This window comes from Microbispora rosea (assembly GCF_044460045.1).
Lineage (GTDB): Bacteria > Actinomycetota > Actinomycetes > Streptosporangiales > Streptosporangiaceae > Microbispora > Microbispora rosea.
Genome location: NZ_JBITJO010000007.1, coordinates 189,796 through 204,457, shown reverse-complemented (window position 1 = coordinate 204,457; position 14,662 = coordinate 189,796). Strand labels below are relative to the sequence as shown.

At 71.7% G+C, this 14,662-nt stretch carries 13 protein-coding genes; 9 read left to right on the top strand and 4 right to left on the bottom strand.

The genetic code is table 11. The annotated features are described in order from the left end of the window. Positions 1 to 217 precede the first annotated feature (217 nt). Both ACIBK1_RS28395 and miaB read right to left on the bottom strand, forming a co-directional pair. Positions 218 to 433, bottom strand: a complete 216-nt coding sequence (locus ACIBK1_RS28395) for a hypothetical protein (protein WP_156080793.1) — start codon at positions 431 to 433, stop codon at positions 218 to 220. 164 nt (positions 434 to 597) lie between these two features. Continuing rightward, positions 598 to 2,046 (bottom strand): tRNA (N6-isopentenyl adenosine(37)-C2)-methylthiotransferase MiaB, encoded by a 1,449-nt coding sequence (miaB, locus tag ACIBK1_RS28390; RefSeq protein ID WP_030506459.1) that lies wholly within the window; start codon positions 2,044 to 2,046, stop codon positions 598 to 600. Positions 2,047 to 2,467: 421 nt separating this feature from the next. On the opposite strand from miaB, the gene ACIBK1_RS28385 reads away from it, so the two are divergent. The 3 genes from ACIBK1_RS28385 (at position 2,468) to ACIBK1_RS28375 (ending at position 6,773) form a co-directional block, all read left to right on the top strand. Beyond that, entirely contained in the window at positions 2,468 to 3,826 is a 1,359-nt protein-coding gene (locus ACIBK1_RS28385; RefSeq protein ID WP_396738777.1) for a sensor histidine kinase, read from the top strand. A gap of 171 nt (positions 3,827 to 3,997) precedes the next feature. Further along, positions 3,998 to 6,163 carry a sensor histidine kinase gene (locus tag ACIBK1_RS28380; protein WP_396738775.1) on the top strand — a complete coding sequence of 722 codons (2,166 nt, stop codon included), beginning with the start codon at positions 3,998 to 4,000 and terminating at the stop codon, positions 6,161 to 6,163. Then, positions 6,135 to 6,773 (top strand): response regulator, encoded by a 639-nt coding sequence (locus ACIBK1_RS28375; protein WP_396738773.1) that lies wholly within the window; start codon positions 6,135 to 6,137, stop codon positions 6,771 to 6,773. Before ACIBK1_RS28380 ends, ACIBK1_RS28375 begins: the two co-directional genes overlap by 29 nt. A 45-nt stretch (positions 6,774 to 6,818) precedes the next feature. Here ACIBK1_RS28375 and ACIBK1_RS28370 read toward each other — a convergent pair whose 3' ends face one another. Beyond that, positions 6,819 to 7,463, bottom strand: coding sequence for a hypothetical protein (locus ACIBK1_RS28370; RefSeq protein WP_396738771.1), 645 nt, complete (start codon positions 7,461 to 7,463; stop codon positions 6,819 to 6,821). 173 nt (positions 7,464 to 7,636) lie between these two features. Here ACIBK1_RS28370 and ACIBK1_RS28365 point away from each other — a divergent pair, with 173 nt between their 5' ends. The 6 genes from ACIBK1_RS28365 to ACIBK1_RS28340 all read left to right on the top strand — a co-directional run bounded on the left by ACIBK1_RS28365 (position 7,637) and on the right by ACIBK1_RS28340 (position 13,816). After that, a complete protein-coding gene (locus tag ACIBK1_RS28365) occupies positions 7,637 to 8,392 on the top strand; it encodes an amino acid ABC transporter ATP-binding protein (RefSeq protein WP_030506464.1) in 756 nt (251 codons plus the stop codon). 45 nt (positions 8,393 to 8,437) lie between these two features. After that, the gene (locus ACIBK1_RS28360; RefSeq protein WP_030506465.1) at positions 8,438 to 9,271 is read left to right on the top strand and encodes a glutamate ABC transporter substrate-binding protein; all 834 of its coding nucleotides are present in this window, start codon (positions 8,438 to 8,440) and stop codon (positions 9,269 to 9,271) included. A gap of 35 nt (positions 9,272 to 9,306) precedes the next feature. Next, a complete protein-coding gene (locus ACIBK1_RS28355; RefSeq protein WP_030506466.1) occupies positions 9,307 to 9,978 on the top strand; it encodes an amino acid ABC transporter permease in 672 nt (223 codons plus the stop codon). Further along, complete coding sequence (locus ACIBK1_RS28350; RefSeq protein ID WP_036405316.1) at positions 9,975 to 10,853, top strand: amino acid ABC transporter permease; 879 nt, start codon at positions 9,975 to 9,977, stop codon at positions 10,851 to 10,853. Before ACIBK1_RS28355 ends, ACIBK1_RS28350 begins: the two co-directional genes overlap by 4 nt. 88 nt (positions 10,854 to 10,941) lie before the next feature. Beyond that, the gene (locus ACIBK1_RS28345) at positions 10,942 to 11,679 is read left to right on the top strand and encodes a transporter substrate-binding domain-containing protein (protein WP_159454829.1); all 738 of its coding nucleotides are present in this window, start codon (positions 10,942 to 10,944) and stop codon (positions 11,677 to 11,679) included. 52 nt (positions 11,680 to 11,731) lie between these two features. Then, the gene (locus tag ACIBK1_RS28340; protein ID WP_396738769.1) at positions 11,732 to 13,816 is read left to right on the top strand and encodes a S9 family peptidase; all 2,085 of its coding nucleotides are present in this window, start codon (positions 11,732 to 11,734) and stop codon (positions 13,814 to 13,816) included. Positions 13,817 to 13,826: 10 nt separating this feature from the next. Here ACIBK1_RS28340 and ACIBK1_RS28335 read toward each other — a convergent pair whose 3' ends face one another. Continuing rightward, complete coding sequence (locus tag ACIBK1_RS28335; protein ID WP_396738767.1) at positions 13,827 to 14,492, bottom strand: DUF305 domain-containing protein; 666 nt, start codon at positions 14,490 to 14,492, stop codon at positions 13,827 to 13,829. Positions 14,493 to 14,662: the final 170 nt, after the last annotated feature.

Below are 14,662 nucleotides of genomic sequence, written 5' to 3'. Positions count from 1 at the left end.
CCGCGACCGCTTCACGGGAACCCGCGTCCGAGCGGCCGGAAACGGAGCCGGAAAAGGAGCCGGAACGCGTGCCCGAGCGCGGCGAGGAGGCGGAAGAAGCGGCCACGCGAGACGGCGCGGAAAACGATCCGGGAAACGACTTAGAAAAGGGACAACCGGCGAGAAAGCAACCGGTGCAAGAGCAGCGAGCGACTCGACACGGTGCACCGCCGCCCGATCACGAGATCGAAGCGTCGCGGTCGTCCCGGCGCCCTGACCGGACGGCGGCCCCCTCCTCACGGTCCCGGCCGCCCTCTGCGGTCTCGTCGTCGAGGAGCGGCGGAAGCGACTCCACCGGTGCGGCGGGCCGCACCGGGACCGGGGAGGCCCAGCGGCCGCGACCCGCCGACGCCGCGGCGGCCGAGACCACGGCCGCCGAAAACACCAAGGGCACGGGAGCGTCCGGCACGGCCGTGCCTCGTGGCGGGGCGGACGCCGCGGGTCCCACCCAGATGCAGGACCCCTGCCTGCGGTTCGACGACGACCTGCAGCGCGCCTACTGCTACGAGGTCCTGCGCGCCCTCGGCCAATGACCCGGCCGTCGCCGGGCTCGGCGCCTCAGACGGCCGAACAGGCGGACGGCTCGGCGGGCAGCGGAGCGGGACGGCCGATGGCGGGCATCCCCAGGTTGACCGCGCTGCCCCGCTGCGGGGCGGCCTGCCGCGCCTCCCACGCGTCGCCCGCGCGGGTCCGCCGTACGGACAGGACCTTGTCGGCCACCAGGTGGTGCGGCGCCGCGTAGGTCACCTCGACCGTCACCATGTCACCCGGGCGGGCATCGGCGGCGGCGACGTGGACGAGACGGTTGTCGGCCGCGCGGCCGGACAGGCGGCGGGTGGCGTCGTCCTTGCGGCCCTCGCCCTCGGCGACCAGCACCTCCAGGGTGCGGCCGACCTGCTTCTTGTTCTCCTCCCAGGAGATCTCCTCCTGGAGGGCGACCAGACGCTCGTACCGCTCCTGGACGACGGCCTTGGGCACCTGGTCCTCCATGGTCGCCGCCGGAGTGCCGGGGCGGATGGAGTACTGGAACGTGAACGCGTTGGCGAAGCGCGACTGCCGCACGACGTCGAGGGTCTGCTGGAAGTCCTCCTCGGTCTCGCCGGGGAAGCCCACGATGATGTCGGTCGAGATCGCGGCGTCCGGCATCGCGGCCCGGACCCGCTCGATGATCCCGAGGTAGCGCTCGGACCGGTACGACCGGCGCATCGCCTTGAGGACGCGGTCGGAACCGGACTGCAGCGGCATGTGCAGCTGGTGCATCACGTTCGGCGTCTCGGCCATGGCGGCGATCACGTCGTCGGTGAAGGCGGCCGGGTGGGGCGAGGTGAAGCGGACCCGCTCCAGGCCCTCGACGTCTCCGCAGGCCCGCAGCAGCTTGCCGAACGCCAGCCGGTCGCCGAACTCCACGCCGTAGGTGTTGACGTTCTGGCCCAGCAGGGTGACCTCCAGGACACCCTGGTCGACCAGGGTGCGCACCTCGCCGAGGATGTCGCCGGGACGGCGGTCCTTCTCCTTGCCGCGCAGCGACGGCACGATGCAGAACGTGCAGGTGTTGTTGCACCCGACCGAGATCGCCACCCAGGCCGCGTAGGCCGACTCGCGGCGGCTCGGCAGCGTGGAGGGGAAGGTCTCCAGGGACTCCTTGATCTCGACCTGAGCCTCTTCGGCGATCCGGGCCCGCTCCAGGAGCACCGGCAGCGACCCGATGTTGTGGGTGCCGAAGACCACGTCCACCCAGGGGGCCTTGCGGACGATCTCGCCCTGGTCCTTCTGCGCCAGGCACCCGCCGACCGCGATCTGCATGCCCTTGCGGGCCATCTTGATCGGCCTCAGGTGGCCCAGGTTGCCGTAGAGCCGGTTGTCGGCGTTCTCGCGGACGGCGCAGGTGTTGAACACGACGACGTCCGGCGTGTCCCCTTCGGCCGCGCGGACGTATCCGGCGTCCTCCAGCAGCCCGGACAGCCGCTCCGAGTCGTGCACGTTCATCTGGCACCCGTAGGTCCGCACCTCGTAGGTCCGGGCCGCGCCTTCGGCGCCCTGGGTCGTCGCAGTGTGTGTGGTCGCAGTCATCGCACTACAAGGGTAGGCGCTTCCCCGCCCCCGCCCGTACCGGAGCAGCACACTCGGCGGCGACCGGACGCGACGACGGACGGCGATGACGGGCGGCGTCGCGACACCCCTGGACCCTGCCAGACCCTGCCGGACGCGGACCGGCTCGTGGGTGTGGAGCCGGTGTCATGACCAGGGCTCGCATCTGGCATTACTCAGGCTTGTGAAAAGTGAAAGTTTCGTTTTATTGAACCATTCATATCTATGTGGTGGCCTGGTGAAGGCACCGGACCACACTCCCTCCACCGATTGGCCTGAACAGATGTCGAACTGGAACCGATCATCCGTTCTCGTCCGCAGGACGATTGGTTACTCCGCTGTGGCCGCACTCGTGTGCACCGGGGTCAGCCTGCTCTTCCTCGTCGTCGTGGGCAGCAAGGACGCCGACACGGCCCGGGCTCGGGTCACCGGGGCGTGGGACCGGACGGTGCCCCTCATCAGGGAGGGATACCTCCCTCCCATCCTGCCGGCCGGCCAGGACATCGCCATCCAGGTCCTTGACACGCGGCAGCAGGTCGTCGCGTCCACACCGCAACTCGCCCACAAGCCTCCGATGGCCACCTTCCGCGCGACCAGCACGAGCGTGCACTCCGAACGGGTGCTGTGCCCTCCGGCCGGGCTGACGGGCTGCAGGCTCGTCTTCTCGTACAAGGTCTATCAGCCGGACGGGCCGTGGATCCTTTACGTGGCGGCGCCCACGGTCCCCTGGTATGGGAATACGGCGGCGCTGTCCTTCGCGATCGGCATGTCCCTGCTCGCGACCGCGATGACGGCGGCCGGGACCTTCCATGTGGTCAAAAGGGATATGACCGCGGTGGACGCCATCCGCACGGAGCTGGCGGAGATCACCGCCAGTCATCTGCACCGCCGGGTACCCGTGGCGTGCAACAACCAGGAAGAGATCAAGCTCCTGGCCGGGACGGTGAACGACACCCTGGACCGGCTCGAAGGCGCGTACAAGCAACTGCGGCAGTTCACCTCGGACGCGTCCCACGACCTGCGCAACCCCCTCACCGCCATGCGGGCTCAGCTCGAGGACGCCCTCATGCATCCGGACGACACCGACTGGCCGAAGATGACCGGGGCGGTGCTCGCCGGGGTGGACCGGCTCCAGGCGATCGTGACCGACCTGCTGACCCTGGCCAGGCTGGACGCCCGCGCCCCTCTCGACCTCAGCGCGACCGACCTCGGCCGGCTGGTCGGCGAGGAGCTCGACCGCCACGCCTACCGGATGGAGATCGTGCGCAGTCTCCGGCAGAACGTGTTCGTCGACTGCGACCGGCTGCGGATCACCCGGCTGCTGGTGAATCTCCTCGACAACGCCGAACGGCACGCCAGCTCACGGATCACCGTCAGCGTGCGGTCCGACGGGCCGACGGCGACGCTGGAGGTCCTCGACGACGGCGCCGGGATCGCTCCGGAGCATCGGGAACGGGTCTTCGACCGCTTCACCCGGCTGGACGCCTCACGCGACCGGGACTCGGGAGGGACCGGGTTGGGGCTGGCGATCGCACGGGAGATCGCAGAGGCGCACCAGGGCACCTTGACCATCCAGGACAGCGAAAGGGGAGCGCGGTTCGTCCTGCGCCTCCCCGTCCGCGAAGCGCCGCAGACCTCCGGCCGAAGCGAGCGCGGCACCGGGCACGCCGGCTTTTTCAGTTACCCCGTCTCACCGTGAGCCGCTCCCCGGGACCGCGGACTCCGACGATGACGCGGTCCGCAGGACCGGTAGGTCCCGGCGCCGCGACGACCCGGACGTCCTGGGACATCGTCCTGTTCGTCTGGGCATATCGGTCGCTAGCCTGAGCCCGACTCGGCGGTCGCGCCCGAGGCGCGAAGGAGGCGGGCAGTGCGGCGTACGGCGTGGGCGGTCTGCGTGCTCAGCCTGCTCCTGGTCGTCGCGGCCCTGGTGTTCGGACACCGCAACGGCGCCGGGCTGTTCGCCCAGAGCCACCTCCTGTTCGTCGCCGTCTGCGCGCTGGTCGGCGGCCTGATCACCGTGGAACGCCCGGGCAACGCCGTCGGATGGCTGATGGCGACCTGCGGCCTGTGCTTCGCGCTGCTGGACGCGACCGGGCACTATGCCCTGGCCGGGCTGCCGTTCGCGACGCCGATGTCCTGGCCGCAGACGTGGCTGTGGGTCCCCGCCAACCTGTCGGTCGCCGCGGTGCCCGCGTTCTTCCCGTCGGGGCGGCCGGCCTCGCCCGGATGGCGGGCGGCACTGTGGGCGCTCGCCGCGGTCGCCGCCGTGACGACCGCGCTGAGCGCCCTGCTGCCCGGCCCCAGCCACCAGCTCGGGTGGGGCACACCGCTGCCCAACCCCCTCGGGGTGCCCGCGCTCGCCGTCGTCTCCCCGTTCGTCGAGCCGCTGACGACCGGGCTCATGGGCGCCCTGTTCGTGACGGGCGCGGCCGGGCTCGTACGCCGGGCCGGGCGCGGCGACGCCGACGAGCGGGTCCAGCTCAAGTGGCTCGGGTACGCCGCAGGCCTCGCCGGGCTGATCGTGGCCGGACGGGTGGCCGCGGGGTTGTCGGACGGCGACCCGCGCTCCATTTGGCCCATCACCAGCCCGTTCTGGGAGGTTATGGGAACATTCGCGGCCTGCCTGCTTCCGGCCGCCGCCGCGGTGGCGGTGCTGCGGCACGGCCTGTTCGACATCGACCTCGTCATCAACCGCACGCTCGTCTACGTGCTGCTGTCGGCGTGCGTGTTCGGCGGTTACGTGCTCGTGGTCACCTATCTCGGCGCCGTGTTCCGCGCGGCGGACGGGCTGCCGGTGTCGGTGGCCGCCGCCGGGGTGGTGGCCCTCGTCTTCGCGCCGCTGCGCGAGCGGCTGCAACGCGCCGTCAACCTGGTCATGTACGGCAGGCGCGACGATCCGTACGCGGCGCTGGCCCTGCTGGGCAGGCGGTTGGAGGAGGCGGCGGAGCCGGGTGCGGTGCTGGCCGCGGCGGCCCGGTCGGTGGCGGAGGCGCTGCGCCTGCCGCACGTCGCGGTCGAGGTCGCCGGAGGGCCGACCCACGCGTACGGCGTGGCCTCCCCCGGCGCCCTGCGGCTGCCGCTCGTGCACCGGGGCGAGCCGGTGGGCGACCTGGTCCTGTCTCCGCGCCCGGGCGAGACCGGGCTCGGCGCGAGAGACCGCCGGGTCCTCGCCGACCTCGCCCGGCAGACGGGCATCGCCGTGCACGCGGTGCGGCTGTCGGCGGACCTGCAGCGTTCGCGTGAACGGCTGGTGACGGCCCGCGAGGAGGAGCGGCGGCGGCTGCGGCGCGACCTGCACGACGGCCTCGGGCCGACGCTGGCCGCGCTGACGATGCGGGCGGAGGCGGTGCAGGACATGCTGCAGGACATGGGGCGGGACCCGGACGCCCTGGCAATGCTCGAGGAGATCATGACGGACGCCCGCACGGCGATGGCCGACGTACGGACGCTGGTGGAGGGGCTGCGGCCACCGGCGCTCGACACGCTGGGCCTGGCCGGGGCGATCAGGTCGCACGCGGCCCGGCTGCCCGGCGTCGAGATCGACGTCGAGATCGACGGATCACTCCCGGCGCTGCCCGCGGCCGTCGAGGTGGCGGCGTACCGGATAGCGGCCGAGGCGCTGGCGAACGCGCGCCGCCACGCCGGGGCAGGGCGGGTGCGCGTCCGGCTCGGCATGACCGGCGGGGCTCACGCGGGTGCGCTCGAAGTGGAGGTCGCCGACGAGGGCGGCCGGCCGCACGCGGACGGCGAGCCGTACGCGGACGGTGGCGGGAGCGGGGTCGGCACGGCGTCGATGCGCGAGCGGGCGGCCGAGCTCGGGGGCACCTGCGCGATCGGCCCGCGACCCGGTGGCGGGACGCGGGTGCTGGCCCGCCTCCCGGCGCGGACCACAGCGCCGGACACAGCGCAGGACACAGCGCAGGACACAGCCCCGGACACAGCGCAGGACACAGCCCCGGACACAACGCGGGGCACAGCGCAGGACACGAGACGGGAGGCGGGCGATGGAGCCGATCCGCGTGCTGCTGGTTGACGACCACGCGGCCTTCCGGGCGGGGCTGCGCGCACTCCTGCGGCCGGTGGAGGAGCTGGAGGTCGCCGACGAGGCGGCAAGCGGCGAGCAGGCCCTCGCCCTCCTCCCCCGCGTGCAGCCCGACGTCGTGCTGATGGACCTCGCCATGCCCGGCATGGGCGGGGTGGCCGCGACCGAGCGCATCACGAGGGACAACCCGCACGTGCGGGTCCTGGTGCTCAGCATGGCGGACGACGACGACGCGGTCTTCGCGGCGCTGCGGGCGGGGGCGCGCGGATACGTGCTCAAGGGCGCGCGGCGGGCCGATCTCGTGCGTGCGATCCGGGCCGTGGCCGAGGGCGAGGCGATCTTCGGCCCCGCCCTCGCCGGGCGGCTGATGGGCTACTTCTCCGATCTCGGCCGGAAGCCGGAGCCGAGCTTTCCCGAGCTCACCCCGCGGGAACGCGAGATCCTGGGCCTGGTCGCCGGCCATCTGACGAACGTCCAGATCGCGGCCCGCCTCGGGCTGAGCCAGAAGACCGTGCGCAACCACGTGTCCAGCATCTTCACGAAGCTGCGCGTGGCCGATCGGGCCGAGGCGATCATGCGGGTCAGGGAGTCGGGCCCATAATGGGAGTCGGGCCCATCAGCGGAGGGACGGGCGAGCCGCGGACGCTCAGGCGGCCCGCCAGTCGTCCACGGGCATCCGCAGGACCTTCAGCGCGACCGTGCCGAACGCCGCGAGGTGGAACAGCGACCCGATGGCCTGCACCGCCGACGGATGCCCCATCGTGAGGAACGGCCCGCAGGTCCCCGCGAGCGCCGCCACCGGGACCCACCACGGCGCCCGCCGCACCGCCGCCAGGCCCGCCAGGAGCACCAGCAGGCCCACGTGGAGGAGGAAGCCCGGCAGGAGGATGCCGTACACGAAGCCGCCGAGCGCGCCGGCCGCCTCGGTCACCCGGGCCGCCGGGGCGTCCGGAAGGGTGAGCGCCAGCGCCAGGTCGTAGAAGTCGGTCATGAACAGGCTGGTGGCGGTGACCGCGCCGGTCAGGGCGACGGCCGCCCCGATGTTGCCGGTGCGCGGCGCCCGCGAGCGGAGGAGGTGGGCGAGCCCGAGGATCACCGGCACCAGGCAGGCGGTCGCCCACAGGAACAGCAGCGCGCTGGCCTGCACCTGCACCGGGCCGGCGCGGAACACCGCGGGATCGTGCTCGGTGCCCGGCGGCGAGGTCAGGAAGGCCAGGCCGAGCAGGACGGGCCACACCAGCATGGCCGCCGCCGCGACGGTCTTCCGAAACAGATCCGGATTTTTCAGCATCCGCACTCCTACACGTGAGAGATCGGCAGGAGCCAACCGGGACCGCGTCCCGGGCCGCATGGGGCGGGCCGTACGGACAAACCGGGAGTGATGTCCTGAGCAGCCGGGATGTGATCTATTCGGTACCGGCCCGTTAGTGACTCGGCAGCATTGACCCCCCTACGTTGTTGACCATGACGGAGATCAGTGGTTCCGACCCGCTTGTCAGGCTGGAGGGAGTCAACAAGCATTTCGGTCCCCTGCACGTGCTCAGGGACATCGACCTGAGCGTGGGCCGGGGCGAGGTGGTCGTCGTCATCGGCCCCTCCGGCAGCGGCAAGTCCACGCTGTGCCGGGTGATCAACCGGCTGGAGACGATCGACACCGGGACCATCGTCTTCGACGGGCGGGAGCTGCCCGCGGAGGGCCGTGCTCTGGCCCGTCTGCGGTCCGAGGTCGGGATGGTGTTCCAGTCCTTCAACCTCTTCTCGCACAAGACGATCCTGGAGAACGTCACGCTCGGCCCGACCAGGGTGCGGAAGGTCTCCCGGCAGCAGGCCGAGCAGCGGGGCATGGAACTGCTCGAACGGGTCGGCATCGCCACGCAGGCGGAGAAGTATCCCGCCCAGTTGTCCGGCGGCCAGCAGCAGCGCGCGGCCATCGCCCGCGCGCTGGCCATGGACCCCAAAATGATCCTTTTCGACGAGCCCACCTCGGCCCTCGACCCCGAGATGGTCCAGGAGGTGCTCGACGTGATGACCGGCCTGGCCAGAGACGGCATGACGATGGTGGTCGTCACCCACGAGATGGGCTTCGCCCGCCGGGCGGCCAACCGCATCGTCTTCATGGCCGACGGACAGGTCGTCGAGGAGGGGTCGCCCTCGGAGTTCTTCACCCAGCCGAGCACCGAGCGCGCCCGCGACTTCCTCTCCAAGATCCTCACTCACTGATCCCAGCTCACAACGAAGCTCCACAAGAAGCGAAAGGTGACGCGGATGCGATTCGGAGCCGGCCTGCTCGCGCTGGCCGCCCTGGCCACCGGCCTGACTGCCTGCGGCAACTCCGGTGCGGACTCGATCGTCGACAAGGCCAAGAACGACAAGAAGCTCGTGATCGGCGTCAAGATCGACCAGCCGGGATGGGGGCTGAAGAAGCCCGACGGCAGCTACGGCGGGTTCGACGTCGACGTGGCGAGGTACGTCGCCAAGGAACTCGGCGTGCCGGAGAGCGGGATCACGTTCAAGGAGGCCCAGTCGGCCAACCGTGAGCCGTTCATCCAGCAGGGCCAGGTGGACATGGTCGTGGCGACCTACTCCATCACCGACGAGCGCAAGAAGAAGATCTCCTTCGCCGGGCCCTACCTGATCACCGGGCAGGACATCCTCGTCCGCACCGACGACACCTCGATCACCGGGGTCGACTCCCTCAAGGACAAGAAGGTCTGCGGCGCGCAGGGCTCGTCGTCGCCGAAGCGCCTCGCCGACAAGTTCGGGCCCGAGTGGGAGTCCAAGAACCTCACCCAGCAGCAGGGGTACGGCGCGTGCCTGCCGCTGCTGGAGAACAAGCAGGTCGACGCGATCTCCACGGACGCGACGATCCTCGCGGGGTTCGCCGCCCAGTTCCCCGGCAAGTTCAAGCTGATCGGCCAGCCTTTCAGCGAGGAGAAGTACGGCATCGGCATCAAGATGGACGACAAGGCCGGCCGTGACGCGATCAACAACGCCATCGAGAAGTTCTTCAACGACGGCAGCTGGCGCAAGGCTCTCGACGCCAACCTCGGCGAGTTCGGCAAGTACTTCACCACGCCGCCGTCCGTCGAGCGGTACTAGGACGGCGCGGAAGCGGCACTGAGAGGAGGCCGGCGGTGGAGGCCGTCGTCGACGAGCTTCCCGTCATCCTCGGCGCGTTCTGGCTGACGGTGAAGCTCACGGTGGTCAGCGGGGTGATCTCGCTGATCTGGGGGATCGTGCTGGCGGCCATGCGCGTCAGTCCGCTGCCGGTGCTGCGAGGGGCGGGCGCGGTGTACGTCAACGTGCTCCGCAACACGCCCCTCACACTGATCATCGTGTTCTGCGGTCTCGGCCTGGGCACGGTGATGAGCGTCCAGTTCTCCCGGGACGACCTGTCGCTCAACAGCTTCTGGCTGTCGATCATCGGGTTGTCCGCCTACACCTCCGCCTTCGTGTGCGAGGTCGTGAGGTCCGGGATCAACACCGTGCCGATCGGGCAGGCCGAGGCGGCCCGGGCGATCGGGCTGACGTTCCTGCAGACGCTCCGCCTGGTGATCCTTCCCCAGGCGGTGCGCACGGTCATCGCGCCGCTCGGGAGCCTGCTGAACGCGCTGGTCAAGAACACGACGGTCGCGGCCGCGATCGGCGTCATGGAGGCGGCGCTGCGGATGAAGAACCTGTTCGACGCCCACGGAGACGCGATCATTCCCATCTTCCTCGGCTTCGCCGCCGGGTTCGTCGTGCTGACCCTTCCCCTGAACCTGCTGTCCGGCCGGCTGGCCCGGCGCCTGGCGGTGGTCCGATGACCGAGCGCGGCGCCTCCGTCCTCTACGACGTCCCGGGCCCGCGCGCCCGCCTGCGCAACAACGCGCTGACCCTCGCGTTCGGCGTCGTCCTGCTGCTGGTCGCGTACTTCGTCTGGACGAAGTTCGACGAGAAGGGCCAGTGGGACGGCAAGCTGTGGCAGCCGTTCCTGCGGGCCGACACCTGGACCGAGCTGATCCTGCCCGGGCTGCTCAACACGCTGGTCGCCGCCGCGGTCGCCGCGGTGCTCGCGCTGCTGTTCGGGGCCGTGTTCGGCATCGCCCGCCTGTCGGACCACCGCTGGGTGCGGATCCCGGCCGCGGTGGTCGTCGAGGCCTTCCGCGCGGTCCCGGTGCTCATGCTGATCTTCTTCGCCCAGTACGGCGGGAGCCTGGCCGGGCTGGTCGTGACCGAGTTCGCGGCCGTGGTCTTCGGCCTCACGGTCTACAACGGGTCGGTCCTCGCGGAGATCGTGCGCGCGGGCATCCTCGCCGTGCCGCGCGGCCAGGCCGAGGCGGGATCCGCGATCGGCCTGCGCAAGAACCAGGTGATGCGGCTGATCCTGCTGCCGCAGGCGGTGACCGCGATGATGCCCGCGATCGTCAGCCAGCTCGTGGTGCTGCTCAAGGACACCGCGCTCGGGTTCGTCGTGGCGTACGCCGACCTGCTGAACGCGGGCGCCCGCGTGGTGCCGGCCAACTACGCCAACCTGATCCCCTCGGTCATCGTCATCGCGGCCGTCTACATCGCGATCAACCTGGCGCTGGGCTATCTCGCCAACTGGCTGGAACGGCGCAGCAGGCGCAGCCGCAAGGTCGCGGCCGACCCGGCCGCCGCCGAGGCGGCGGCGGGCGGCGAGGTCGCGCTGATGCGCTGACCTGCAGGGGCCTCGGGTAGCTCGGGTAAAGGGAGCTTTGCCGTGTCGCTGCTGGCGAGGGGACGGGCGCGACCTCGATATTGAGCGCGTGTGGCGTGGCGTTGCCGTGGTCGGCGTCCTGGCGGCCGCGTTCCTGTCCGGTGGATGCGGGAACGCCGGCACGCTGGTGGTCGGCGTGCGTCCCGGGCAGCCGGGCCTGGTCACCCGGCTCCCCGACGGGCGCTACAGCGGCTTCGACATCGAGGTCGCGCAGTACGTCGCCCGCGCGCTCGGCTATCGCGACGACCAGGTCGTCTACACGCTCGACACCGCGCGAGCCGACCTCGTCGTCGGCGCGACCGGCCCGCCGGGCTCCCGGTATGTCGCCGGCCCCTACCTCGTCACCAGCACCGACGTCCTCGTCCGGGCCGGCGACCTGTCCATCCGCCGCCCCCGCGACCTCGCCCGCAAACGCGTCTGCGCCACCCGTGAGTCCGCCGAGCCGCTCGTGAAGCGGTTCGGCACCCGCTGGCGGCAGGTGTTCCTCGCCGAGGCGAACCTGCCCGCGGCCTGCGCGCCGCTGCTGGCCTCCGGCAGGACCGACGCGATCGTGGCCGACGCCCCCGTGCTCGCCGGGCTGTCGGCGCAGTATCCCGGCAGGTTCCGCTTCAGCGGCAGGTCCCTGGCCACCGAGAAGTACCGCATCGCCACCGGGACGGCCGCGCTGCGCGACCAGGTCGAGGAGGCGCTGCGCCGGATGTTCGAGGACGGCACCTGGAAGCGGACGGTCATCGACCAGCTGGGCGCGCTCGCCACTCGCTACACCACTCCCCCGTCCCTCGACTGATCGTTGCAGCATTTGCACCCCCAGGAGCGGGCCCGTCCGGCAGGATGCGGTCATGCCCCCCACGCCCGGCCCGAGGCCGTTCTCGCCACGGCCGTCGTCCATCTCCACCGCCGACGTGGCACGCGCCGGTCTGCGGCTCGGCTTCCCGACCGTGCTGGGCGGGGAGACCTGGTGGGAGGAGGACCGCCCCGCCGAGGGCGGCCGCCGTACGGTCGTCCACCGGGCCGCCGACGGCTCCCTCACCGACCTGCTTCCCGCGCCCTGGGACGCCCGTACGCGCGTCCACGAGTACGGCGGCCGGTCCTATGCCGTCGTCCCCGGCCACGGGATCGTCTTCGCGCACCACACCGACCAGCGGCTCTATCTCGCCCGGCCCCCCGCCGGCGGCGAGCCGGGCCCGGGCGCGGAACGGCCCCGTCCGGTCACGCCGGAGCCCGACGAGCCGGGCGCGCTGCGCTACGCCGACCTGCGGGTCCAGGACGGCGCGGGTGGTACGGGCGGCCCGCGGGTGTGGTGCGTCCGGGAACGCCACCACCAGGACGCCAAGGTCACCCGTTCGATCGTGGCCGTGGAGCCGACCGGGACCGGCGAGGTCGCCGAGGTGATCACCGGCTGCGACTTCTACGCCTCTCCCACGCCGTCCCCCGACGGCCGGCATCTCGCGTACATCTGCTGGAACCACCCGCACATGCCCTGGACCCGCACCGAGCTGCGGGTCACGCGGCTGTCCGACGGCGCCACGCGGACGGTGCTGGGCGCGCCCGCCGAGTCGGTCCTCGCGCCGCTGTGGTGCGACGAGCGGCGCCTGTACGCGGTCTCCGACCGGTCGGGCTGGTGGAACCTCTACCGGGCCGGCATCTCCGGATCGTCGTGCGAGCCCCTCTGGCCGGCGGAGGAGGAGTTCGCCGGCCCGCTGTGGCAGCTCGGCGGCCTGCCGTACGCGGTGCTGGGCGACGGGCGGCTCGCCGTGCTGCACGGGCGCGGCGACCTGCGCCTGGGTGTCCTCGACCCGGAGACGCGCACGCTGGCCGACATCGACGTCCCCTTCCAGGGGTGGGCGCCGGTGCTGCACGCGGACGGCGACGTGCTCGTCGGCCTCGGCTACCGGTCGGGCGCGCCGCGTTCGGTCGTAAGGATCGACACCGCCGGCGGCCCCGATGACCCCAGTGATGCGGGTGACGCGCATGGAGAGGGTGCCCGCGAGGGCGTCGGTGACGCCGCTCAGGCCGGTGGCACCGCTCTGGCCGCTCGCGCCGGTGGCGCCGCTCGTGCCCCTCGTGCCGGTCTGGCCGGTGGCGCCGGTCTGGCCGGTCGTGCCGCTCTGGCCGGTCGGTCCGAGGAACTGCGCCGGGAGATCGACGATGTTCCCGCCGGCGTCCTCCCCGCGCCCCATGTCGTGGAGTTCGTGGCCGGGCCCGACGTCCGCGTCCACGCGTACCTGTATCCGCCGGAACAGCCGGACGAGGGCGGCGTGCCCTACGTCGTCTTCGTGCACGGCGGGCCGACCGGGCACGCGACGAGCGAGCTCAGCCTGGAGAAGGCGTTCTTCACCAGCCGCGGCATCGGCGTGATCGACGTGAACTACGGCGGATCCAGCGGGTACGGCCGGGCCTACCGGGAGCGCCTGCGCGGCCGGTGGGGCGTGACCGACGTGGAGGACGTGATCGCCGCGGCCAAGTGGCTGGTCGCCGAGGGCCTCGCCGACCCCGCCAGGATCGCCGTACGCGGCGCGAGCGCGGGCGGGTGGACGGTCATGGCCGCCTGCGGCGCGTCGGACGTCTTCGCGGGCGGTGTCTCGGTGGCGGGCGTCAGCGCGCTCGGGCCGCTCGTCGCGGCCACCCACGACTTCGAGTCGCGGTATGTGGAGTGGCTGGTCGGCCCCGAGGACCGGTACGGCGAGCGCGAGCCGCTGGCCCGGGCCGACCGGGTGAACTGCCCCATGCTCCTCATGCAGGGGCTCGCCGACCCGGTCGTGCCGCCGACCCAGTCGCGGGCGTTCGCCGAGCGCCTGCTGGCGCGCGGCGTGCCCTGCACCTATCTGACGTTCGAGGGCGAGGCCCACGGGTTCCGGCGGCTGGAGACCAAGGCGGCGGCACTCGCCGCCGAGCTGTCGTTCTACCTGCAGATCTTCCGATGAGCGGGGCCGATCACCCGTTCGTCTCGGCGAGAAGCGTGCGCATCCGGTCGATCTCGATGCGCTGGTCCGCGTCGACATGGGTGACGAACTGGTTGATCTCTGACTCCTCGCCTCCTCCGTCGCCGAAGAGCCGCTCCACCATGGTCAGCGCTCCCAGGTGGTGCTGGATCATGTCTTCGTAGAAGAGCCGGTCGAACCGCTCCCCCGTGGCCTGCTCCAGTTCGGCGAACTGCGCCTCACTGAGCATGCCGGGCATGAGCTCCCCGCCGCCGTGGTCGTGCCCCCCGCCGGAGCCCACGCTCGGCACCTGCTGGAGCCGGGCCCTGAGCCAGCGCACCATCTGGTCGATCTCGTCCTGCTGGGAGATCTCGATCCGCTTGGCGAAGCGCGGGAGCTCACTGCTCTCGCTGCGCCCGGTGACGAGCGCGGTCATCCGCAGGGCCTGGGAGTGATGCCGGATCATCCCCTGCATGAACCGCACGTCGGCGTCGGTGTACTCCCTGTCGTCGGAGCTCGGCACCTGGTCGGCCGGCAGGACCTTGCTGCCCTGTCCCGGCGCGCCCGGCTGCACGACGTTCACCTTGGGAGGCGGGGCGGTCTCGGCAGTGCAGGCGCTGATCGCGGCGGCGGCGAGCGCGAGCGCGAGAAGCTGCCGTGAGGAGGTGGAGGAGATCATGTCCTGCGCTCGCTTCATTGGCGGTTGGGGGGACACCGGCCAAACCGGAGGATGTGAAGGGGTATAGCACATTCGCCCCATATTCAGTTACTGTCCCCCAAACGCCGCGTAGATCTTTTGGGTCGGGCCGGGCCCCGGGATCTGTCGCACGCGCATCGGGTCACGCCGGA

What these genes read in the sequence shown, in the direction of transcription:
- ACIBK1_RS28375 (WP_396738773.1), top strand. Translation starts at nt 6,135, where the DNA reads ATGGAGCCGATCCGCGTGCTGCTGGTTGACGACCACGCGGCCTTCCGG.
- ACIBK1_RS28370 (WP_396738771.1), bottom strand. Translation starts at nt 7,463, where the DNA reads ATGCTGAAAAATCCGGATCTGTTTCGGAAGACCGTCGCGGCGGCGGCC.
- ACIBK1_RS28365 (WP_030506464.1), top strand. Translation starts at nt 7,637, where the DNA reads ATGACGGAGATCAGTGGTTCCGACCCGCTTGTCAGGCTGGAGGGAGTC.
- ACIBK1_RS28360 (WP_030506465.1), top strand. Translation starts at nt 8,438, where the DNA reads ATGCGATTCGGAGCCGGCCTGCTCGCGCTGGCCGCCCTGGCCACCGGC.
- ACIBK1_RS28350 (WP_036405316.1), top strand. Translation starts at nt 9,975, where the DNA reads ATGACCGAGCGCGGCGCCTCCGTCCTCTACGACGTCCCGGGCCCGCGC.
- ACIBK1_RS28340 (WP_396738769.1), top strand. Translation starts at nt 11,732, where the DNA reads ATGCCCCCCACGCCCGGCCCGAGGCCGTTCTCGCCACGGCCGTCGTCC.
- ACIBK1_RS28335 (WP_396738767.1), bottom strand. Translation starts at nt 14,492, where the DNA reads ATGATCTCCTCCACCTCCTCACGGCAGCTTCTCGCGCTCGCGCTCGCC.